General features: G+C 58.4%; 13 protein-coding genes. 10 read left to right on the top strand and 3 right to left on the bottom strand.

Translation table 11 applies throughout. The annotated features are described in order from the left end of the window. Nucleotides 1-44: 44 nt before the first annotated feature. Nucleotides 45-908, bottom strand: coding sequence for a thioredoxin (gene trxA / locus FGO67_RS05395; protein ID WP_203299652.1), 864 nt, complete (start codon nucleotides 906-908; stop codon nucleotides 45-47). A 232-nt stretch (nucleotides 909-1,140) separates the two neighbouring features. Here trxA and lon point away from each other — a divergent pair, with 232 nt between their 5' ends. Then, nucleotides 1,141-3,591, top strand: coding sequence for an endopeptidase La (gene lon, locus FGO67_RS05390; RefSeq protein ID WP_203299651.1), 2,451 nt, complete (start codon nucleotides 1,141-1,143; stop codon nucleotides 3,589-3,591). Between the two features lie 44 nt (nucleotides 3,592-3,635). Here lon and FGO67_RS05385 read toward each other — a convergent pair whose 3' ends face one another. Continuing rightward, the gene (locus tag FGO67_RS05385; protein WP_138438776.1) at nucleotides 3,636-4,136 is read right to left on the bottom strand and encodes a MarR family winged helix-turn-helix transcriptional regulator; all 501 of its coding nucleotides are present in this window, start codon (nucleotides 4,134-4,136) and stop codon (nucleotides 3,636-3,638) included. Nucleotides 4,137-4,585: 449 nt separating this feature from the next. Between FGO67_RS05385 and FGO67_RS05380 the strand changes: the two genes are divergently transcribed. The 9 genes from FGO67_RS05380 (at nucleotide 4,586) to FGO67_RS05340 (ending at nucleotide 14,184) form a co-directional block, all read left to right on the top strand. Next, a complete protein-coding gene (locus tag FGO67_RS05380) occupies nucleotides 4,586-5,491 on the top strand; it encodes a tetratricopeptide repeat protein (RefSeq protein WP_420844499.1) in 906 nt (301 codons plus the stop codon). 202 nt (nucleotides 5,492-5,693) lie between these two features. Continuing rightward, entirely contained in the window at nucleotides 5,694-6,800 is a 1,107-nt protein-coding gene (locus FGO67_RS05375; RefSeq protein WP_203299972.1) for a branched-chain amino acid ABC transporter substrate-binding protein, read from the top strand. A 161-nt stretch (nucleotides 6,801-6,961) separates the two neighbouring features. Further along, a complete protein-coding gene (livH, locus tag FGO67_RS05370) occupies nucleotides 6,962-7,885 on the top strand; it encodes a high-affinity branched-chain amino acid ABC transporter permease LivH (protein WP_203299650.1) in 924 nt (307 codons plus the stop codon). Continuing rightward, complete coding sequence (locus FGO67_RS05365) at nucleotides 7,885-9,156, top strand: high-affinity branched-chain amino acid ABC transporter permease LivM (protein ID WP_203299649.1); 1,272 nt, start codon at nucleotides 7,885-7,887, stop codon at nucleotides 9,154-9,156. Before livH ends, FGO67_RS05365 begins: the two co-directional genes overlap by 1 nt. Nucleotides 9,157-9,162: 6 nt before the next feature. Continuing rightward, nucleotides 9,163-9,918, top strand: coding sequence for a high-affinity branched-chain amino acid ABC transporter ATP-binding protein LivG (livG, locus tag FGO67_RS05360; protein ID WP_203299648.1), 756 nt, complete (start codon nucleotides 9,163-9,165; stop codon nucleotides 9,916-9,918). A gap of 9 nt (nucleotides 9,919-9,927) precedes the next feature. After that, a complete protein-coding gene (locus FGO67_RS05355; protein WP_203299647.1) occupies nucleotides 9,928-10,629 on the top strand; it encodes an ABC transporter ATP-binding protein in 702 nt (233 codons plus the stop codon). A 283-nt stretch (nucleotides 10,630-10,912) separates the two neighbouring features. Continuing rightward, on the top strand, nucleotides 10,913-11,377 hold the full coding sequence (locus FGO67_RS05350) for a DUF3015 domain-containing protein (protein ID WP_203299646.1): 465 nt from the start codon (nucleotides 10,913-10,915) through the stop codon (nucleotides 11,375-11,377). A gap of 87 nt (nucleotides 11,378-11,464) precedes the next feature. Continuing rightward, nucleotides 11,465-13,330: an Lnb N-terminal periplasmic domain-containing protein gene (locus FGO67_RS05345; protein ID WP_203299645.1), complete on the top strand. Its 1,866-nt coding sequence runs from the start codon at nucleotides 11,465-11,467 to the stop codon at nucleotides 13,328-13,330. Continuing rightward, complete coding sequence (locus FGO67_RS05340) at nucleotides 13,300-14,184, top strand: alpha/beta hydrolase (protein WP_203299644.1); 885 nt, start codon at nucleotides 13,300-13,302, stop codon at nucleotides 14,182-14,184. The genes FGO67_RS05345 and FGO67_RS05340 overlap by 31 nt, the downstream gene beginning before the upstream one ends. A 203-nt stretch (nucleotides 14,185-14,387) precedes the next feature. Here the strand turns inward: FGO67_RS05340 and pnp are convergent, their stop codons facing one another. After that, nucleotides 14,388-16,502 (bottom strand): polyribonucleotide nucleotidyltransferase, encoded by a 2,115-nt coding sequence (pnp, locus tag FGO67_RS05335; RefSeq protein ID WP_238942273.1) that lies wholly within the window; start codon nucleotides 16,500-16,502, stop codon nucleotides 14,388-14,390. Between the last annotated feature and the right edge of the window lie 198 nt (nucleotides 16,503-16,700).

Below are 16,700 nucleotides of genomic sequence, written 5' to 3'. Positions count from 1 at the left end.
GGCACCGGGTTTGGTTCCCGGGAGCCGGTGACGCGCGGTGGCAGTCAGTGCATCAGGGTATAGAGCTTGCGCCGGTAGGTGCGCACGTCCGGGTTGTTGTTGCCCAGCTTGTCGAAGAGTTCGATCAGGGTGGTCTTGGCCGCCTCATCTTTGTATTTGCTGTCGACCTGCATCAGCCGAATCAGCAAATCCATGGCCTCGGCATTATTTTCCAACAGCACATGGTGCAGCGCTAGCTGATGCAGGGCATTAGGATCTTTCGGATCCTGCTCCAGCGCCATCTCCAGATCCTTGATCGGTGGCAACTCCGCCGACTGCTTCAGGAACTTCACCCGAGCCGCCAGCTGTTTGGCCTGATGCTGCATCTTCTCTTCCGGGGGCAGGCTTTCCAGCACCTGCTCGGCGGTTTCCAGATCGCCCGCTTCCGCCTTCAGCTGCGCCAGATCGATCAGCACCTTCAGGTTGTCGGGATCTTTCTGGTTCATCTCAGTAAGAATGGCGGTGGCACCGTCGACATCGCCGCCTTCCCACAGGCGATGAGCTTTTTCGTAAGGATCTTCCTCCGGAGCCTCCACGTGCTTGTCGAGCACCTTGCGAATTTCGCCCTCGGGCAACGCACCGTTGAAGCCATCAACGGCCTGACCGTTCTTGACCAGGATTATGGTCGGCAGGCTACGCACCCCCAGACTGGACGTCAGTTCCTGCTGCTCATCCGCGTTCACTTTTGCCAGCAAAAAGCCGCCCTCGTAATCGTCGGCAAGCTTTTCCAGCACCGGCGTCAACTGCTTACAGGGCGCGCACCACTCAGCCCAGACATCCACCAGAATCGGTGTATTGGCGGAAGCGTCCATCACCTGCTGCTGGAAGTTTTCCATCGTAGCTTCAAAAACGTACGGAGAGTTGCTCATGCATTGCACCTGAAGAAATCAGAGAAATAATTTAAGGATGCAGAAAACCATGGGGGCAGCCCCCGGTAAATCAAGGCTCTAGCATGCAAGCGGCAAGCTTCCGGCGAACAAGGCTGAATCCTTGAAATAGCCGTATCTGCCGTTACATAGGAAAGAACACGTCATTCCGGTCGCACCCGCACGGACAATGACCGGACAATACCACACTCTTTTCCCGGGGATGTTTCACGGCATGAATGACGAGAACCGCACAGGCTCATTAGAAGAGTTCGAAGAGGATCTGACCGAGTACATTGGCAAGGATGAGCACAGCAAGAGCCTCGCCCTACCCCAGCAGATGATGCCGACCCGCATGTATGTGCTGCCGGTGTCCAATCGTCCGTTTTTTCCAGCCCAGGTTCAGCCCATCATGGTTAATCAGAACCCCTGGCAGGAGACTTTGAAGCGTGTTGGTGAAACCGACCACAAGGTACTCGGCATCTGCTTTGTGGACGAGCAGGAAACCGAGCAGGACATTCCCGGCAGCGAGGAGCTGGAGACCATGGGCTGTGCGGTTCGAGTGCATCAGGCCCAGCACGAAAGTGGCAAGGTCCAGTTTATTGCCCAGGGGCTTCAGCGCTTCCGGATTGTGCAATGGCTTCGGCGCAAGCCGCCCTATCTGGTGGAGGTTGAATACCCCAAGGAGCCGCAGGAAGACCCGGATGAACTCAAGGCCTATACCTTGGCCATCATCAGCACCATCAAAGAGCTGCTGCGCACCAACCCGCTTTATGGCGAGGACGTGAAGCAGTACCTGTCCCGATTTGGACCTGACGACAGCTCGCCGCTGGCCGATTTTGGTGCTTCAATGACCAGCGCTCCGGGCAAGGAACTGCAGGACGTACTCGATACCGTGCCCCTGCTCCGGCGCATGGAGAAGGTGCTGTTGCTGATGCGCAAAGAGCAGGAAGTGGCGCGACTGCAGTCGGAGATCAGCGAAGAGGTAAACGCCAAGGTCCAGAAGCACCAGCGCGAGTTCTTCCTGAAAGAGCAGCTGAAGGTCATCCAGCGTGAACTGGGGATGGCCAAGGACGACAAGACCGCCGACGTCGAACGCTTCGAACAGCGCATGGCAAAACTGAACCCGCCGGAATCAGTGCAGGAGCGCTTCCAGGACGAGGTGCAAAAACTGCAGGTGCTTGAGCAGGGCTCACCGGAATACGGGGTTACCCGAAACTACCTGGACTGGCTGACCCAGGTACCCTGGGGCATGCACTCAGAGGACCACTTCGATCTCGCCGAGGCCAAACGCATTCTGGACCGCGACCATGACGGCCTGGACGATGTGAAGAGTCGCATTGTCGAGTTCCTCGCCGAAGGCAGCTTCAAGGGTGAAGTGAGCGGCTCCATCCTGCTACTGGTCGGCCCGCCGGGCGTGGGCAAGACCTCCATCGGCCATTCCGTGGCCGATGCCCTGGGGCGAAAGTTCTACCGCTTCAGCGTCGGTGGCATGCGCGACGAGGCCGAGATCAAAGGCCATCGACGCACCTACATTGGCGCCATGCCGGGCAAGTTCGTGCAGGCGCTGAAGGACGCCAAGGTGGCCAACCCGGTCATTATGCTCGACGAAATCGACAAGATTGGCGCGTCTTTCCAGGGCGACCCGGCCTCGGCGTTGCTGGAAACCCTGGACCCAGAGCAGAACCGGGAATTCCTCGATCATTACCTGGATGTGCGCATGGATCTGTCCAAGGTCCTGTTCATCTGCACCGCTAACCAGCTGGACACCATTCCCCGGCCCCTGCTGGACCGCATGGATGTAATCCGGCTGTCCGGCTACATCGCCGAGGAAAAGCTGGCCATAGCCAAGCATTACTTGCTGCCACGCCTGCTGAAGCGGGCCGGGCTGCTGAAAAAGCAGCTCAATCTGACCGACGCGGCCATCAAACAGGTGATCGAGGGTTATGCCCGGGAAGCCGGAGTCCGCAGCCTGGAGAAACTGCTGCACAAGATCATCCGCCAGGGCATTGTGAAATTACTGGAAGAGCCCGACACCCCGATCAAGGTTGGCGTCTCGGATCTGACCGAGTATCTCGGCCAGCCACCGTTCCGCAAGGAGAAGGCACTGAAAGGCATCGGCGTGGTCACCGGTCTGGCCTGGACCGCGATGGGCGGCGCGACGCTGAGCATTGAAGCGTCTCGCATCCACACCAATCAACGGGGTTTCCGCTTGACCGGCCAGCTCGGCGAGGTGATGAAAGAGTCGGCGGAAATCGCCTACAGCTACGTGTCGTCCAACCTGAAACGGTTCAAGGGTGACCCGACCTTCTTCGACAAGTCGTTCGTGCATCTGCACGTTCCAGAGGGAGCAACACCCAAGGATGGCCCCAGCGCCGGGGTGACCATGGCAACGGCCCTGTTGTCGATTGCCCGCCGTGAATCCCCCCAGCAGAACATCGCCATGACCGGGGAACTGACCCTGACCGGCCAAGTGCTGCCCGTGGGTGGAATCCGGGAAAAGGTCATCGCCGCGCGCCGCCAGAAGATCAGCAACCTGATTCTGCCGGAGGCGAACCGGGGCGATTACGAGGAGTTGCCGGAGTACCTGCGTGAAGGCCTGACGGTGAACTTTGCCCGGCACTATAACGATGTGTTCCAGGTTTGCTTTGGCACCAAATCGGCCAGAGGGGCGAGCGTTCACTAACCCGGCGGTTCAGTGGGCGTGGCTGGCGCCCACTGAGGCCAGGCTCAGGACTTGGTTTCGGACTTCCAGCCGTCTTCGCGCAGTACCGGGCCCACGTGCAGCACCGGCGAGGCGTCGATGTCGTCAGCGTCCATCATGTTGGCCACGCGCTGAAGCGAGGCCAGGATCATGGTCTGCTCCCACTCGTCGAGACTCTGGAACTTCTTGATGAAGTCTTCCTGCAGCGGATTCGGGGCGCGGGCCAGAATTTCGTCGCCCTGCTCTGTCAGGTGCGCGTGTACCTTGCGCTTGTCTTGGGTACTGCGCACCCGGTACACCAGATTCCTCTGTTCCAGCCGGTCCAGGATGGTTGTAACCGTGGCCTGGCTCAGACTGACCTTGTCGGCAATCGTGCCGATGGTCACCTCCCCCAGGGCTCGGATGGTCCGCATAATCAACAACTGAGGGCCGGTCAAACCGGCGTGCTTGCTAAGCCGCTTGGAGTGGAGATCGGTTGCACGGATAACCCGCCGCAAAGCGACCAGTACCTGCTCGTAGTTGTGCACGGTGCTGCTCCGGTCCGGGGCGGCTGCTCCGGTCTGTTTAGAATCGGGGGTGTCGAGGGAGTTGGGGTTTGCACCCTTGCTGCTCGCCATTGACGCTTGCCTCATTCACACGAAAGCCCAGCCAAGACTGAGCGACTAAAAACATCAAATTTATTTATAACACTAACTATTAGAGGTCTCTGCACCACAAATTGCAAGTGGCCATATTTACCTAGCGGCCGACGTACTCGCCCTCACCCCGCTCAATTCAAGCCCCGGGGCATTTTTTCCGGCAGCCACTGTGCTATGGTCAGCAACTTTCCGAAAACCCGAATAACGGACGTCGCCCCATGATCAGCCGAAACCTCTACCGGTTCCTTTCCAGCCGCCCGACCTCCGGCACCCTTCTGAGCCCATTCCAACTGGCTCCACTCCGCCCGGGTCAAATCCGCGCCACGCTTATGACTCTTATGGCCCTCGTGCTGGCCATGACGCTGGTCGCACCCGCCCACGCCCAGGATCCGGAAACCACCGGACCCAATGGCAAGAAAGACGTGACCGCCGCCGATGTCGCCGCGGCCCTGGCGGACCTTGAAGAGCCCATGTACACGCCGTTCATCGAGCTCTACCTGCTGGAGGAAAGCAAGGCCCTGCGCAAAGAGATGCAGAACACCCGTGCCGAGCTGATTGAAAAGGTGGTTGATAAGGAGCTGTCGGTAGCCGACAAAACCATGTCCTACGCCACCGATACGGTCACCTACTTCTTTTATCTGATCGCCGGCGCCACTTCTATTCTCGTTGTTATCGGCTGGAACTCCATCCGTGACATGCGCAACCAGCTAACCAGCCTGGCCGAGAAGCGCGTTAACGAACTGGTGGTGGAATACGAAAGGCGGCTGGAGGGCATTGAGGACCAGCTGAAGCAGAAATCCGACATCATTCACCAGAACCAGGCAGAGATTGAGCGCACCAACGAAGTGCACTCGCTCTGGTTGAAGGCAAGCCAGGAGACGTCGCAGCAGAACAAGATCGCAGCCTACGACCAGATTCTCGACCTCCGGCCTGACGATGTCGAAGCACTCAGTTACAAGGCCGATGCGGTACTGGAAATTCAGGAACCGCTGTGGGCTATCAGCCTGTGCCAACGGGCGCTCAAGTTGGCTCCGGACAACGGCCATGCCCATTACCAGCTGGCCTGCGCCTACGCCGAAATCGGCCGCTGGGAAGATGCCGTCGCGACTCTGCAAAAAGCGATAGACATTTCAGAAGCTTACCGCGACGATGCCTCGGTAGACCTCAGTTTTGAACACCTGCGCGAGCATGAAAGCTTCCGCACACTGGTTTTCCCAGACCAGGACGACAGCACGGACGCGTGACGACTCTCGGAGCGGCACAGGGCTTGCTTACAAGCTGTGCGACTGGAAGCGACCGGCTGTTCACCCCAGCCTGTTCTTGCGGCCCTGTGTTCCCGAACAAACTCTGGCCCGATCTGCTTGACAAGCATGAGGCTGTGGTGTTTGTTTAACTCTCTGAGAACACAAGAATAACCCTGAACCAAACAGGACAGACCTAATGAAAATGTCAGTAAAAAAACTTGCAACCGCTGTTAGCACTTCTATCGCGCTGATGGGCGCCGGCCACGCCGCCGCCGAAATCCAGGTTGGCATCGCCGGCCCGATGACTGGCCCTGTTGCCCAGTACGGCGACATGCAGTTTTCCGGCGCTCGCATGGCCATCGAGCAGATCAATGCCAATGGCGGTGTGATGGGCGAAAAGCTCGTCGCCGTGGAATACGACGACGTGTGTGACCCCAAACAGGCGGTAACTGTTGCCAACAACCTGGTGAACGACGGCGTTCGCTTTGTGGTTGGCCACCTGTGCTCCAGCTCCACCCAGCCTGCGTCTGACATCTACGAAGACGAAGGTATCCTGATGGTTACCCCGGCTTCTACCAGCCCGGAAATCACCGAGCGTGGCTATGAGCTGGTATTCCGCACCATCGGTCTGGACAGCATGCAGGGCCCGGTTGCCGGCAACTACATCGCCAGCCTGAACCCTGAACGCGTTGCGATTGTTCACGACAAGCAGCAGTACGGTGAAGGCATCGCCACCGCCGTGCGTGACACCCTGAAGGACAAGGGCGTTGAAATCGCCATGTTCGAAGGCATCACCGCAGGCGACAAGGACTTCTCCTCCCTGGTCACCAAGCTGAAGCAAGCTGACGTGGACTACGTTTACTATGGTGGTTATCACCCGGAACTGGGTCTGATCCTGCGCCAGGCGCGCCAGGGTGACCTGGATGCCGTATTCATGGGTCCTGAAGGCGTTGGTAACAAAGACATCAACACCATTGCTGGCGAAGCGGCCGAAGGCCTGCTGGTAACCTTGCCACCGAGCTTCGACCAGAAAGCTGAGAACCAGGAACTGGTCAAGGCATTCGAAGGCAAGGGTGAAGATCCGTCTGGCCCGTTCGTACTGACCTCTTACGCGGCTGTTCAGCTGATTGCCGATGGCATCGCAAAAGCCGAATCCACTGATCCGTTCGACGTAGCAGCAGCCCTGCGCAGCGGCGCCTATGAGACTCCCATCGGCACCGTTGAGTACGACAAAGCCGGCGATATGAAATCGTTCGAGTTTGTTGTGTACGAATGGCATTCAGATGGAAGCAAAACTCCGGTAAACTAAGCCAAATCGTTAACAAACGGTAATTTTGAGAGCACCTTCTCACCGCGATCCGGGAGAAGGTGTTTTTCTAGGCTCCTGTTGAACCTCCCCCACTCCTGGCTCGGTTATCCCGGGTTCGGCGTGCGGAAGCGGAGGGGGCAGGCTTTCGGAGTTTTCCAATCATGCAAGACCTCCTTTATTTTTCTCAACAGCTCATCAATGGGCTGACGATCGGGAGCACCTATGCCCTGATCGCCATCGGTTACACGATGGTTTACGGCATCATCGGCATGATCAACTTCGCCCATGGTGAAATCTATATGATCGGTGCCTACACCGCGCTGATCGCCATTACCGGCCTCGCCTCCCTTGGCGTTGTCTGGCTCCCCCTGATTCTAATCGTGGCCCTGGTCTGCGCCATGATCGTGTCCAGCTCCATGGGCTGGGCGGTGGAACGGGTAGCCTACCGACCGGTACGCGGACGCCATCGACTGATTCCGCTGATCTCCGCCATCGGCATGTCGATCTTCCTGCAGAACTACGTGCACCTGGCCCAGGGCTCGCGCAACATCGGCTTCCCGGCCCTGATTGACGGTGGCTTCACCTTTGGCTCAGACGGCGCCTTCCAGATGTCCCTGTCCTACATGCAAATCACCATCTTCATCACGACGCTGATCTGCATGACCGCCCTGTCGCTATTCATTGCCCGCTCCCGCACCGGCCGCGCCTGCCGCGCCGTGTCCCAGGACCTGGGTATGGCCAACCTGCTGGGCATCGACACCAACCGGATCATCTCCGCCACGTTCGTAATCGGCGCTGCGCTGGCCGCCGTTGCCGGCTTGTTGCTGGGCATGTATTACGGTTCGGTTGATCCTCTGTTCGGCTTCATTGCCGGCCTCAAGGCATTCACCGCAGCAGTACTCGGCGGTATCGGCAGTATTCCTGGCGCGATGCTGGGTGGGCTGATCCTCGGCGTGTCCGAAAGCATGACCTCCGGCTACCTTAGTGGCGAATACAAGGACGTGGTCTCCTTTGGCCTGCTGATCCTCATTCTGCTGTTCAAACCCACCGGCCTGCTCGGCAAACCGGAGGTTGAGAAGATCTAATGGCTGCTCTTAACTTCAAACACGCACTGTTCTGCGCGTTCATTACCCTGCTCATCTCCTACCCGATCCTCGGATTCAATCTTGAGGCTAAGGGTATTAACGTCACCATCGTTGGCGCCGACACCACGACCATCCTCGGCGTCCTCCTGGCCGCCGTGGTGGTCTTCCTGTTCCAGCTGTTCCGCGACCAGATCATGGGCCGGGTCGGCGACCTCAGAAGCCTGACTGCCGGCAAACCCAAGGAACCGATGGCCGAAAACCGGCGCGCCAAAATTGAATCCTGGGTGCTGACCGGCATTGTTGTACTGGCGCTGTTCTGGCCATTCTTCATGTCCCGTGGCGCGGTAGACCTGGCCACCCTGGTACTGATCTACATCATGCTGGCGCTTGGCCTGAACGTGGTGGTTGGCCTTGCCGGCCTGCTCGACCTGGGTTACGTCGCGTTCTATGCCGTGGGTGCGTACACCTTCGCCCTGCTGTCCCAGTACCTGGGTGTCTCCTTCTGGGTTGCCCTGCCCATCGGCGCCTTGCTGGCCGCCGCCTTTGGCCTGGTGCTGGGCTTTCCGGTGCTGCGATTGCGAGGAGACTACCTGGCGATTGTGACGCTCGGTTTCGGTGAGATCATCCGGATCTTGCTCAACAACTGGACCACGCTTACGGGCGGCCCCAACGGCATCGGCGGCATTCCCGATCCGACCCTGTTCGGCATGGAGTTCGGCCGGCGTGTGAAGGAAGAAGGCAACACCTCGTTCCACGAAACCTTTGGCATCGCCTACAGCGGCGAGCACAAGGTCATCTTCCTGTACCTGATTGCCCTGGTACTGGCGGTGTTCACCGCGCTGGTCATCCGTCGCTTCATGCGCATGCCTGTCGGGCGCGCCTGGGAAGCACTGCGTGAAGACGAAATCGCGGCCCGCTCCCTCGGCCTGAGCCGCACCGCGGTCAAGCTGTCGGCGTTTACCATCGGCGCCTTCTTCGCCGGTTTCGCCGGTACCGTGTTTGCCTCCAAGCAGGGCTTTATCAGCCCGGAATCGTTCGTCTTCCTGGAATCCGCCATCATCCTTGCCATCGTGGTGCTGGGCGGCATGGGCTCTCAGATTGGTGTGGTCCTGGCCGCCATCGCGGTCACCATCCTGCCGGAGCTGGCCCGTGAATTCTCTGAATACCGCATGCTGATCTTTGGTGCCGCCATGGTGCTGATGATGGTTTGGCGCCCTCAGGGCCTCATGCCGATGCGCCGTATTCATATTGAACTGAAAAAACAGGAGTGATGGACGATGCTTGAAGTAAAGAATCTGTCCATGCGCTTTGGCGGCCTGTTGGCCGTGGATCAGGTGTCGCTGGACGTCAAAGAACGGGAAATCGTTTCTATTATCGGCCCTAACGGTGCCGGCAAGACCACCGTATTCAACTGTATGAGTGGTTTCTATAAGCCCACCGGCGGCAAGATCCTCTTTGAAGGTCAGGAAGTTCAGGGCAAGCCGGATTACAAAATCTCCCGCTTGGGCATGGTGCGCACGTTCCAGCATGTTCGCCTGTTCGGCCAGATGACGGTGGTCGAGAACCTGCTGGTCGCGCAACATCGCCACCTGAACACCAACCTGCTCGCTGGCCTGATCGGCACCCCGAACTATCGGGAGCGCGAGCGCAAGTCGCTGGATCGCGCGGCTTACTGGCTGGACCGCGTTGGCTTGCTCGAGTTGGCCAACCGAGAAGCCGGCAATCTGGCCTACGGCCAGCAGCGCCGGCTGGAAATTGCTCGCTGCATGGTTACCGAGCCGAAGATGCTGATGCTCGACGAACCGGCAGCCGGTCTCAACCCGGCGGAAACCAAAGACCTCAACCAGCTGATTGTCAGCCTGAAAGAGGACTACGACGTTTCCGTGGTGCTGATTGAGCACGACATGAGCCTGGTTATGGATATCTCCGACCGTATCAACGTGATCAACCAGGGTCGCCCCCTGGCCAGTGGCACGCCCGAGGAAATCCGCCAGAACGACGACGTGATCAAAGCCTACCTGGGCGAGGCCTGAGGAAGAACCATGCTTGTACTAGAGAATGTCCATACTCACTACGGCAAAATCGAAGCGCTGCACGGGGTGTCCGTCGAAGTTAAAAAAGGTGAGATCGTCTCGCTGATCGGCGCCAACGGTGCCGGCAAGACGACCTTGCTGATGACGGTCTGCGGTAACCCGCGGGCCAGCTCCGGACGGGTTATCCTGAACGGGCGCGATATCACCCGCGACCCCACCGCAAACATCATGCGCTCTGGTATTGCCATCGTTCCCGAAGGCCGACGGATTTTCTCCGGGCTGACGGTGGAAGAAAACCTGCACATGGGTGGTTTTTTCAACACCAAGGCTGAAATCCGCAAAAGCCAGGACCACGCCTACGAGCTGTTTCCACGGCTCAAGGAACGCGAGCACCAGCGCGCCGGCACCATGTCCGGCGGTGAGCAGCAGATGCTGGCCATCGGCCGTGCCCTGATGAGCAAGCCGAACATGATCATCCTGGATGAGCCGTCTCTGGGGCTGGCGCCACTGGTGATCAAACAGATCTTCGAGATCATCGGCCACTTGCGCGACGAGGGCATTACCGTGTTCCTGGTTGAGCAGAACGCCCATCAGGCACTGAACCTGGCGGACCGCGGCTATGTGCTGGAAACCGGCAAGATCCGGCTGCAGGATACCGGCAAGAACCTGCTGGCAAACCCGGAAGTGCAGAACGCCTACCTGGGCGGCTGACCGCGGCCAGAGGTTTTTACCTCGGCAATCAAAAACCGGCGCATGCCTTTTGCGCCGGTTTTTCTGTTTCTGGGCCCCGGATAAGTGCTGTCAGGACGGGAAATGTCACTGAAAATCAGAGACTCATCCAAGGTACAGTTGGCGTCTTGAGGATATGCACTATACTCAGTCAAACGGTCATCCTGTCTCCACACAAACCAGTCAGGGCCGTTTCTGCAATATCACTCATCACTGGGTGACGCGGTATGCGACGAGAGCAAAAAACCACATAAAGGAGTGGATAATGAAAAAACTGATCGCAGGTGCAATTCTTCTGGGTGCTTCTTCCATGGCTTTAGCACAGCCTGGCTGTGGTGTTGGCGCCATGATCTGGAAAGGACAATCCGGTATTGCCCCCCACGTTTTGGCCGCCACTACCAATGGCACTTTCGGTAACCAGACCTTCGGTATGACCACCGGCACCCTGGGCTGCCAGACTAACGAGTCTGTGCAATCCATGGCCCTGTACATGGACAGCAACATCGACAAGGTTGCCCGTGACATGTCCCGCGGCAGCGGAGAGAACCTGGATACCCTGGCTGTTCTCCTTGGCGTTGACGCAGCTGACCGCGATACCTTCCGTAAGGTACTGCAGGACAACTTCGCCACTATCTTCCCAAGCTCCGACACCACCTCGGGTGAAGCAGTCGATGCCATTGTCGCCCTGCTGGAGCAAAACCAGTCTCTGAGCAAGTACGTGGCCGCATAACACCGCGCCGTACAGGGATGCTCTTGTGCCAAGGACGGCGCGCCATCCAGCTTCACTCGCACTCAAACCCGGACGACTACATCATCCATGGGCCAATCGCTTCGCCTCGGGCCAGCACTATGCTGGCTTGCCCTCTCGGCACCTGCCCTGGCAGACACTCCGCCGACCACTCAAGACCTTCATCTGGATCCGGCCTGGCTGACGCTGATGCACTACCAGCAGGACACCCTCGGCGGCGGCTTTACCAGCCAGGCTGACGATTCTGCTTTTTTCATCAGCGACCAGGGCAAGCACGCTCCCAAAGCCGAGCTGGAAGCCACCTTATCCGCCATCCAGCAACCCGGCAGCGGCGATAGCCACGCCCAATGCCGATTCCCGGCCCGCACAGCCTGGCTTAAGGGACAGCTAAATCTCTCATTGCCGGCGGTAGACTGCCCTGCGTACGAGTCATGGACCGAGACCCTGAACACCGAAACGGTAACTCTGGTGTTCGCGGCATCCTACCTGAACAGCCCTTCCTCCATGTTCGGGCACACTTTCCTGCGGCTGGACCCGCCCCAGGACGATGACGAAACCAACCTCCTCCTGGCCAACACCATCTCCTACGCGGCCGACGCAGCCGCCCACGACAGCGAGATCCTGTTTGCCTACAAAGGGATCTTTGGCGGTTATCCGGGCATCACCAGCGTGCAGCCCTACTACGAAAAAATACGCCTGTATTCGGATATCGAACACCGGGATCTATGGGAATACCGGCTCAACCTGACGCAAGCGGAAGTGGATCTGCTGATCGCGCACGCTTGGGAAATCCGCGACCACAACTTCGATTACTACTTCTTTGACGAGAACTGCGCCTACCGGCTGCTGGCACTGATTGATGTGGCTCGCCCGGGCACCAACCTCCTGGGCGAAGTAAGCACTCACGCTATTCCCTCTGACACCGTACGCTGGGTGGTCGACAAAGACCTGGTCAGCGACGTCTACTACCGGCCTTCAGCAGCGACTTCCGTGACCTACAGCCTGGAATCGTTGCCGGAGGAGCAGCAAACTCTGGCAGCCGCCATCGCCAACGGCTATGTCGATCCCAACGCCCAAGAAATCCAACAGCTTGCGCCCCGGCAAAGAGCCCATGTCCTTGATGCCACCTACGACTACGTGCGCTACCAGAGCGAAGCCGACGGCTGGCCCCGGGAATTTGCCGCGCCCCTGTCCCACAACCTGCTTATGGCGCGCAGCGATATCGACGACGCACCGGCTCCCCAGTCGCCACCGCAACCGGAGATCAGGGACGATCAGGGCCATAACACCTTCCGCGCGAGCATTAGTGCCGGCCAACAGGCCCACCGGGAGTTCACCGAACTGACCCTCCGCCCGGCCTACCACGACGTACTGGACCCACCCGCCGGTTATCGCCGCGGTGCCCAGCTTCAGTTCCTGCGCCTGGATGCCCGTTACTACACCGACAACGACGAGCTGCAACTGGAACAGCTGATCGGCGTCGAGATCCGCTCTCTGAGCCCCAGAGACCAGTTCTTCTCGCCTTTGTCCTGGCAAGTAGGCTTTGGTGGCCGTCGCAGCGATAATGGCAGTAAGCGGGTTCTGACGCCCTACCTGGAAGGTGGCGCCGGTGGCAGCTGGTTACTTGGCAATCACCTTCAAGCCTTTGCCATTGCCACCGCCGATCTGGAAATCGACGACGACCTGCGCCGCGGCTACGACGCCGCCCCCGGTGCCGACATCGGCCTGCTGCATCAGGGCAACCGATTGAGCCTGATCGCCGGCGCCAAGACCAAAGCCTGGATCGTCAGCAGCCAGCACCGGCAGGATGAGGTATATATAAAAGGTAACTGGCATTTGGGCCGCGCCTTCAGCCTGTTCGCCGAATTCACCCGGGAAGACCACTACGACAGGTATCAGAGCACATGGCAAACCGGACTCCACGCCTACTTCTGACGTCACTCTGGACAAAGTTACGGCTCCTGATGCTGCTGCCTCTGGCGGCGTTGCAAGCGGGCTGCAGTGGCGTGTTTTTCTTCCCAGACAGGGTCACCTACGTTACCCCCGACAGCCTCAACCTTGAGTACGAAGATGTTTACCTTGAAACGGCGGACGGCGAAACTCTGCACGGCTGGTGGCTGCCTGCCAAAGACCCTGGGACGGCCAAAGGCACTGTGTATTTCCTACATGGCAACGCCCAGAACATAAGCAGCCACATCTTCAACGTGGCCTGGCTGCCGGCTGAAGGCTACAACATCTTTACCCTGGATTACCGCGGCTACGGCCGATCTACCGGCGCGCCGGACATCGAGGGTGCCCTGCACGATGTAGAAACCGGCATGCGCTGGCTTGGGTCTCAACCGGAGGTTAGGGACGGGCCGGTGTTCCTGTTGGGACAAAGCCTGGGTGGGGCGCTAGGCATACCCCTGGCCGGCGAATGGGTTGAGCGCGGCGAAGAGCCAGGGCTCGACGGCGTGATACTGGACGGCACGTTCTCGGGTTTTCGCGGCATTGCCCGGGAAAAACTGGGCAGCGTCTGGCTGACCTGGCTGCTTCAGATCCCCCTAAGCTGGACCATCCCGGCCGAATACGAAGGCATCGACCGCATCGACGATATCAGCCCTGTGCCGGTCATGGTCATCCATAGTGTCCGCGATGGAATCATCCCCTTCCATCACGGCAGAGATCTCTACAGGGCTGCAGAAGAGCCCAAAGAGTTTCTACAGACAGACACGCCACACGCATCTACGTTCGTGATCCCGGCTTACAAAAAATCCCTACTGAATTTCCTCGCCGAAGCCACTAAATAAGTACGAGCAACTGGTGAGAGGCATTTTTCAAAACTGTTGAGGGCCAAGGACGGCCCGAAACAAGCGCACATGGATGTGTTCGTAGCGTGTTTTGAAAAATGCCTCTCAGCAGTTGCCTCCACCAAAAACAAACAGCCAGAAAAAGAAAAACCCGCCAATCCAAAGGAAAGGCGGGTTTTTCGGAACCTTCTAGCGGCTAGCTATCAGGCAGAGAAGTCAGTCGGCTGCTCGCCTTCCTGAACTTCCTTCATGGACAGCTTAACGCGACCACGGTTGTCTACATCAAGAACCTTAACCAGAACTTCCTGACCTTCGCTCAGCTCGTCAGTCACGTTCTCGATACGGCGCTCGGAGATCTGGGAAATGTGCACCAGACCATCCTTGCCAGGCAGGAGGTTAACGAAGGCACCGAAATCAACGATGCGCTCAACACGCCCCTTGTAGATCGCGCCAACTTCGATTTCCGCGGTGATCTCCTTGACCCGGTTAACCGCCGCCTGGGCAGCTTCCTGGTTATCGGCGTAGATCTTCACGTTGCCGTCGTCGTCCAGATCGATAGACGCACCGGTTTCGTCACAGATAGAACGGATGGTTGCACCGCCCTTACCGATAACGTCACGGATCTTGTCCGGGTTGATCTTAACGGTAGTAATGCTCGGTGCACGTGCGGACAGCTCCGAACGGGACTCGGCGATTACCTTGTTCATCTCGCCCAGGATGTGCAGACGCGCTTCTTGTGCCTGCTCCAGAGCCAGCTCCATGATCTCGTCGGTGATACCGTTGATCTTGATGTCCATCTGCAGGGCAGTAACACCGTCTTTGGTACCAGCAACCTTGAAGTCCATGTCGCCCAGGTGGTCTTCGTCACCCAGAATATCGGTCAGGACTGCAAACTTGTCGCCTTCCTTGACCAGACCCATGGCGATACCAGCAACCGGCGCCTTCAGCGGAACACCCGCATCCATCAGGGCCAGACTGGAACCACATACTGACGCCATAGAGCTGGAGCCGTTGGATTCAGTGATCTCGGAAACCGCACGGATGGTGTACGGGAACTCTTCGATGGTCGGCATAACCGCGGAGATACCGCGCTTCGCCAGACGACCGTGACCGATTTCACGACGGCCCGGGCTGCCCATACGACCAGCTTCGCCTACCGAGTACGGAGGGAAGTTGTAGTGGAACAGGAACGGGTCCTTACGCTCACCGTGCAGGGCATCGATGATCTGCATGTCACGAGCGGTGCCCAGAGTAGTCGTTACGATGGCCTGAGTTTCACCACGGGTGAACAGAGCCGAACCGTGGGTGCTAGGCAGCACGCCTACTTCAATTTCGATCGGACGAACGGTCTTGTTGTCACGGCCATCGATACGCGGCTTGCCATCAATTACCTGCTGGCGCACAACCGACTTCTCGATCTTGCCGAAGTACTTCTTGACCTCATCACCGGAAGGCTGGCCTTCCTCTTCGCCGGCAAACTTCTCAACAGCAGCGGTCTTGATCTCGCTCAGACGAGCATAACGCTCCATCTTGTCACGGATGCTGTACGCTTCTTCGATGGCGCCAGCGAATTCACCCTTGATGGCGTTCAGCAGCTCGGTGTTCTCAACTTCCGGAGTCCACTCCCAACGCGGCTTGCCAATCTCGGCTGCGAATTCCTTGATCGCACTAACAGCAACCTGCATTTCCTGGTGAGCGAACAGAACACCACCCAGCATCTGGTCTTCGGTCAGGCCTTTGGCCTCGGATTCAACCATCAGGACTGCGTCTTCAGTACCGGCAACGACCATATCGAGCAGCGAGGTTTCGAGCTCTTCGAACGTCGGGTTCAGGAAGTAACCACGCTCATTGGTGAAGGCAACGCGGGATGCACCGATCGGACCGTCGAACGGAATACCGGAAATCGACAGTGCCGCAGAAGCAGCCAGCATCGCGGCAATGTCCGGATCCTGAGTCTTGTTGGCGGACATAACGGTCAGCACAACCTGGACTTCGTTCATGTAGCCATTCGGGAACAGCGGACGAATCGGACGGTCGATCAGGCGAGAGGTCAGGGTTTCCTTCTCGGAAGGACGACCTTCACGCTTGAAGAAACCACCTGGGATCTTGCCAACGGCGTAGGTTTTTTCAGTGTAGTTAACGGTCAGCGGGAAAAAGCCCTGGCCCGGCTTCGGTTCCTTGGCGCCTACCACGGTACCCAGTACGGATACGTCATCGATAGTTACCAGAACTGAACCGGTAGCCTGACGGGCAATACGACCGGTTTCGAGAGTGACGGTCTTGCCGCCCAGCTCAAACGTTTTCTTTACAGGTTTCAGATCCACAAAAAACTCCTGATCACTCTATTTCAGCTAGATTCAACCAACACGCCCATGCGTGCGGTCGTTGGTCTGCAGGTGTCAGTCACATGGTCCGAAAGCCAACCCGTCTGAAAGCTAACAGGCTGTTGCAAAACCCCGGAGAGCGAGGGGTGTTCAAGTAGACCCACCCGGGCTTTTCAACAACCTGCTATCGAT

The organism is Marinobacter sediminum (assembly GCF_016820575.1).
GTDB lineage: Bacteria > Pseudomonadota > Gammaproteobacteria > Pseudomonadales > Oleiphilaceae > Marinobacter > Marinobacter sediminum.
This window is presented reverse-complemented; position numbering and strand designations above follow the sequence as displayed.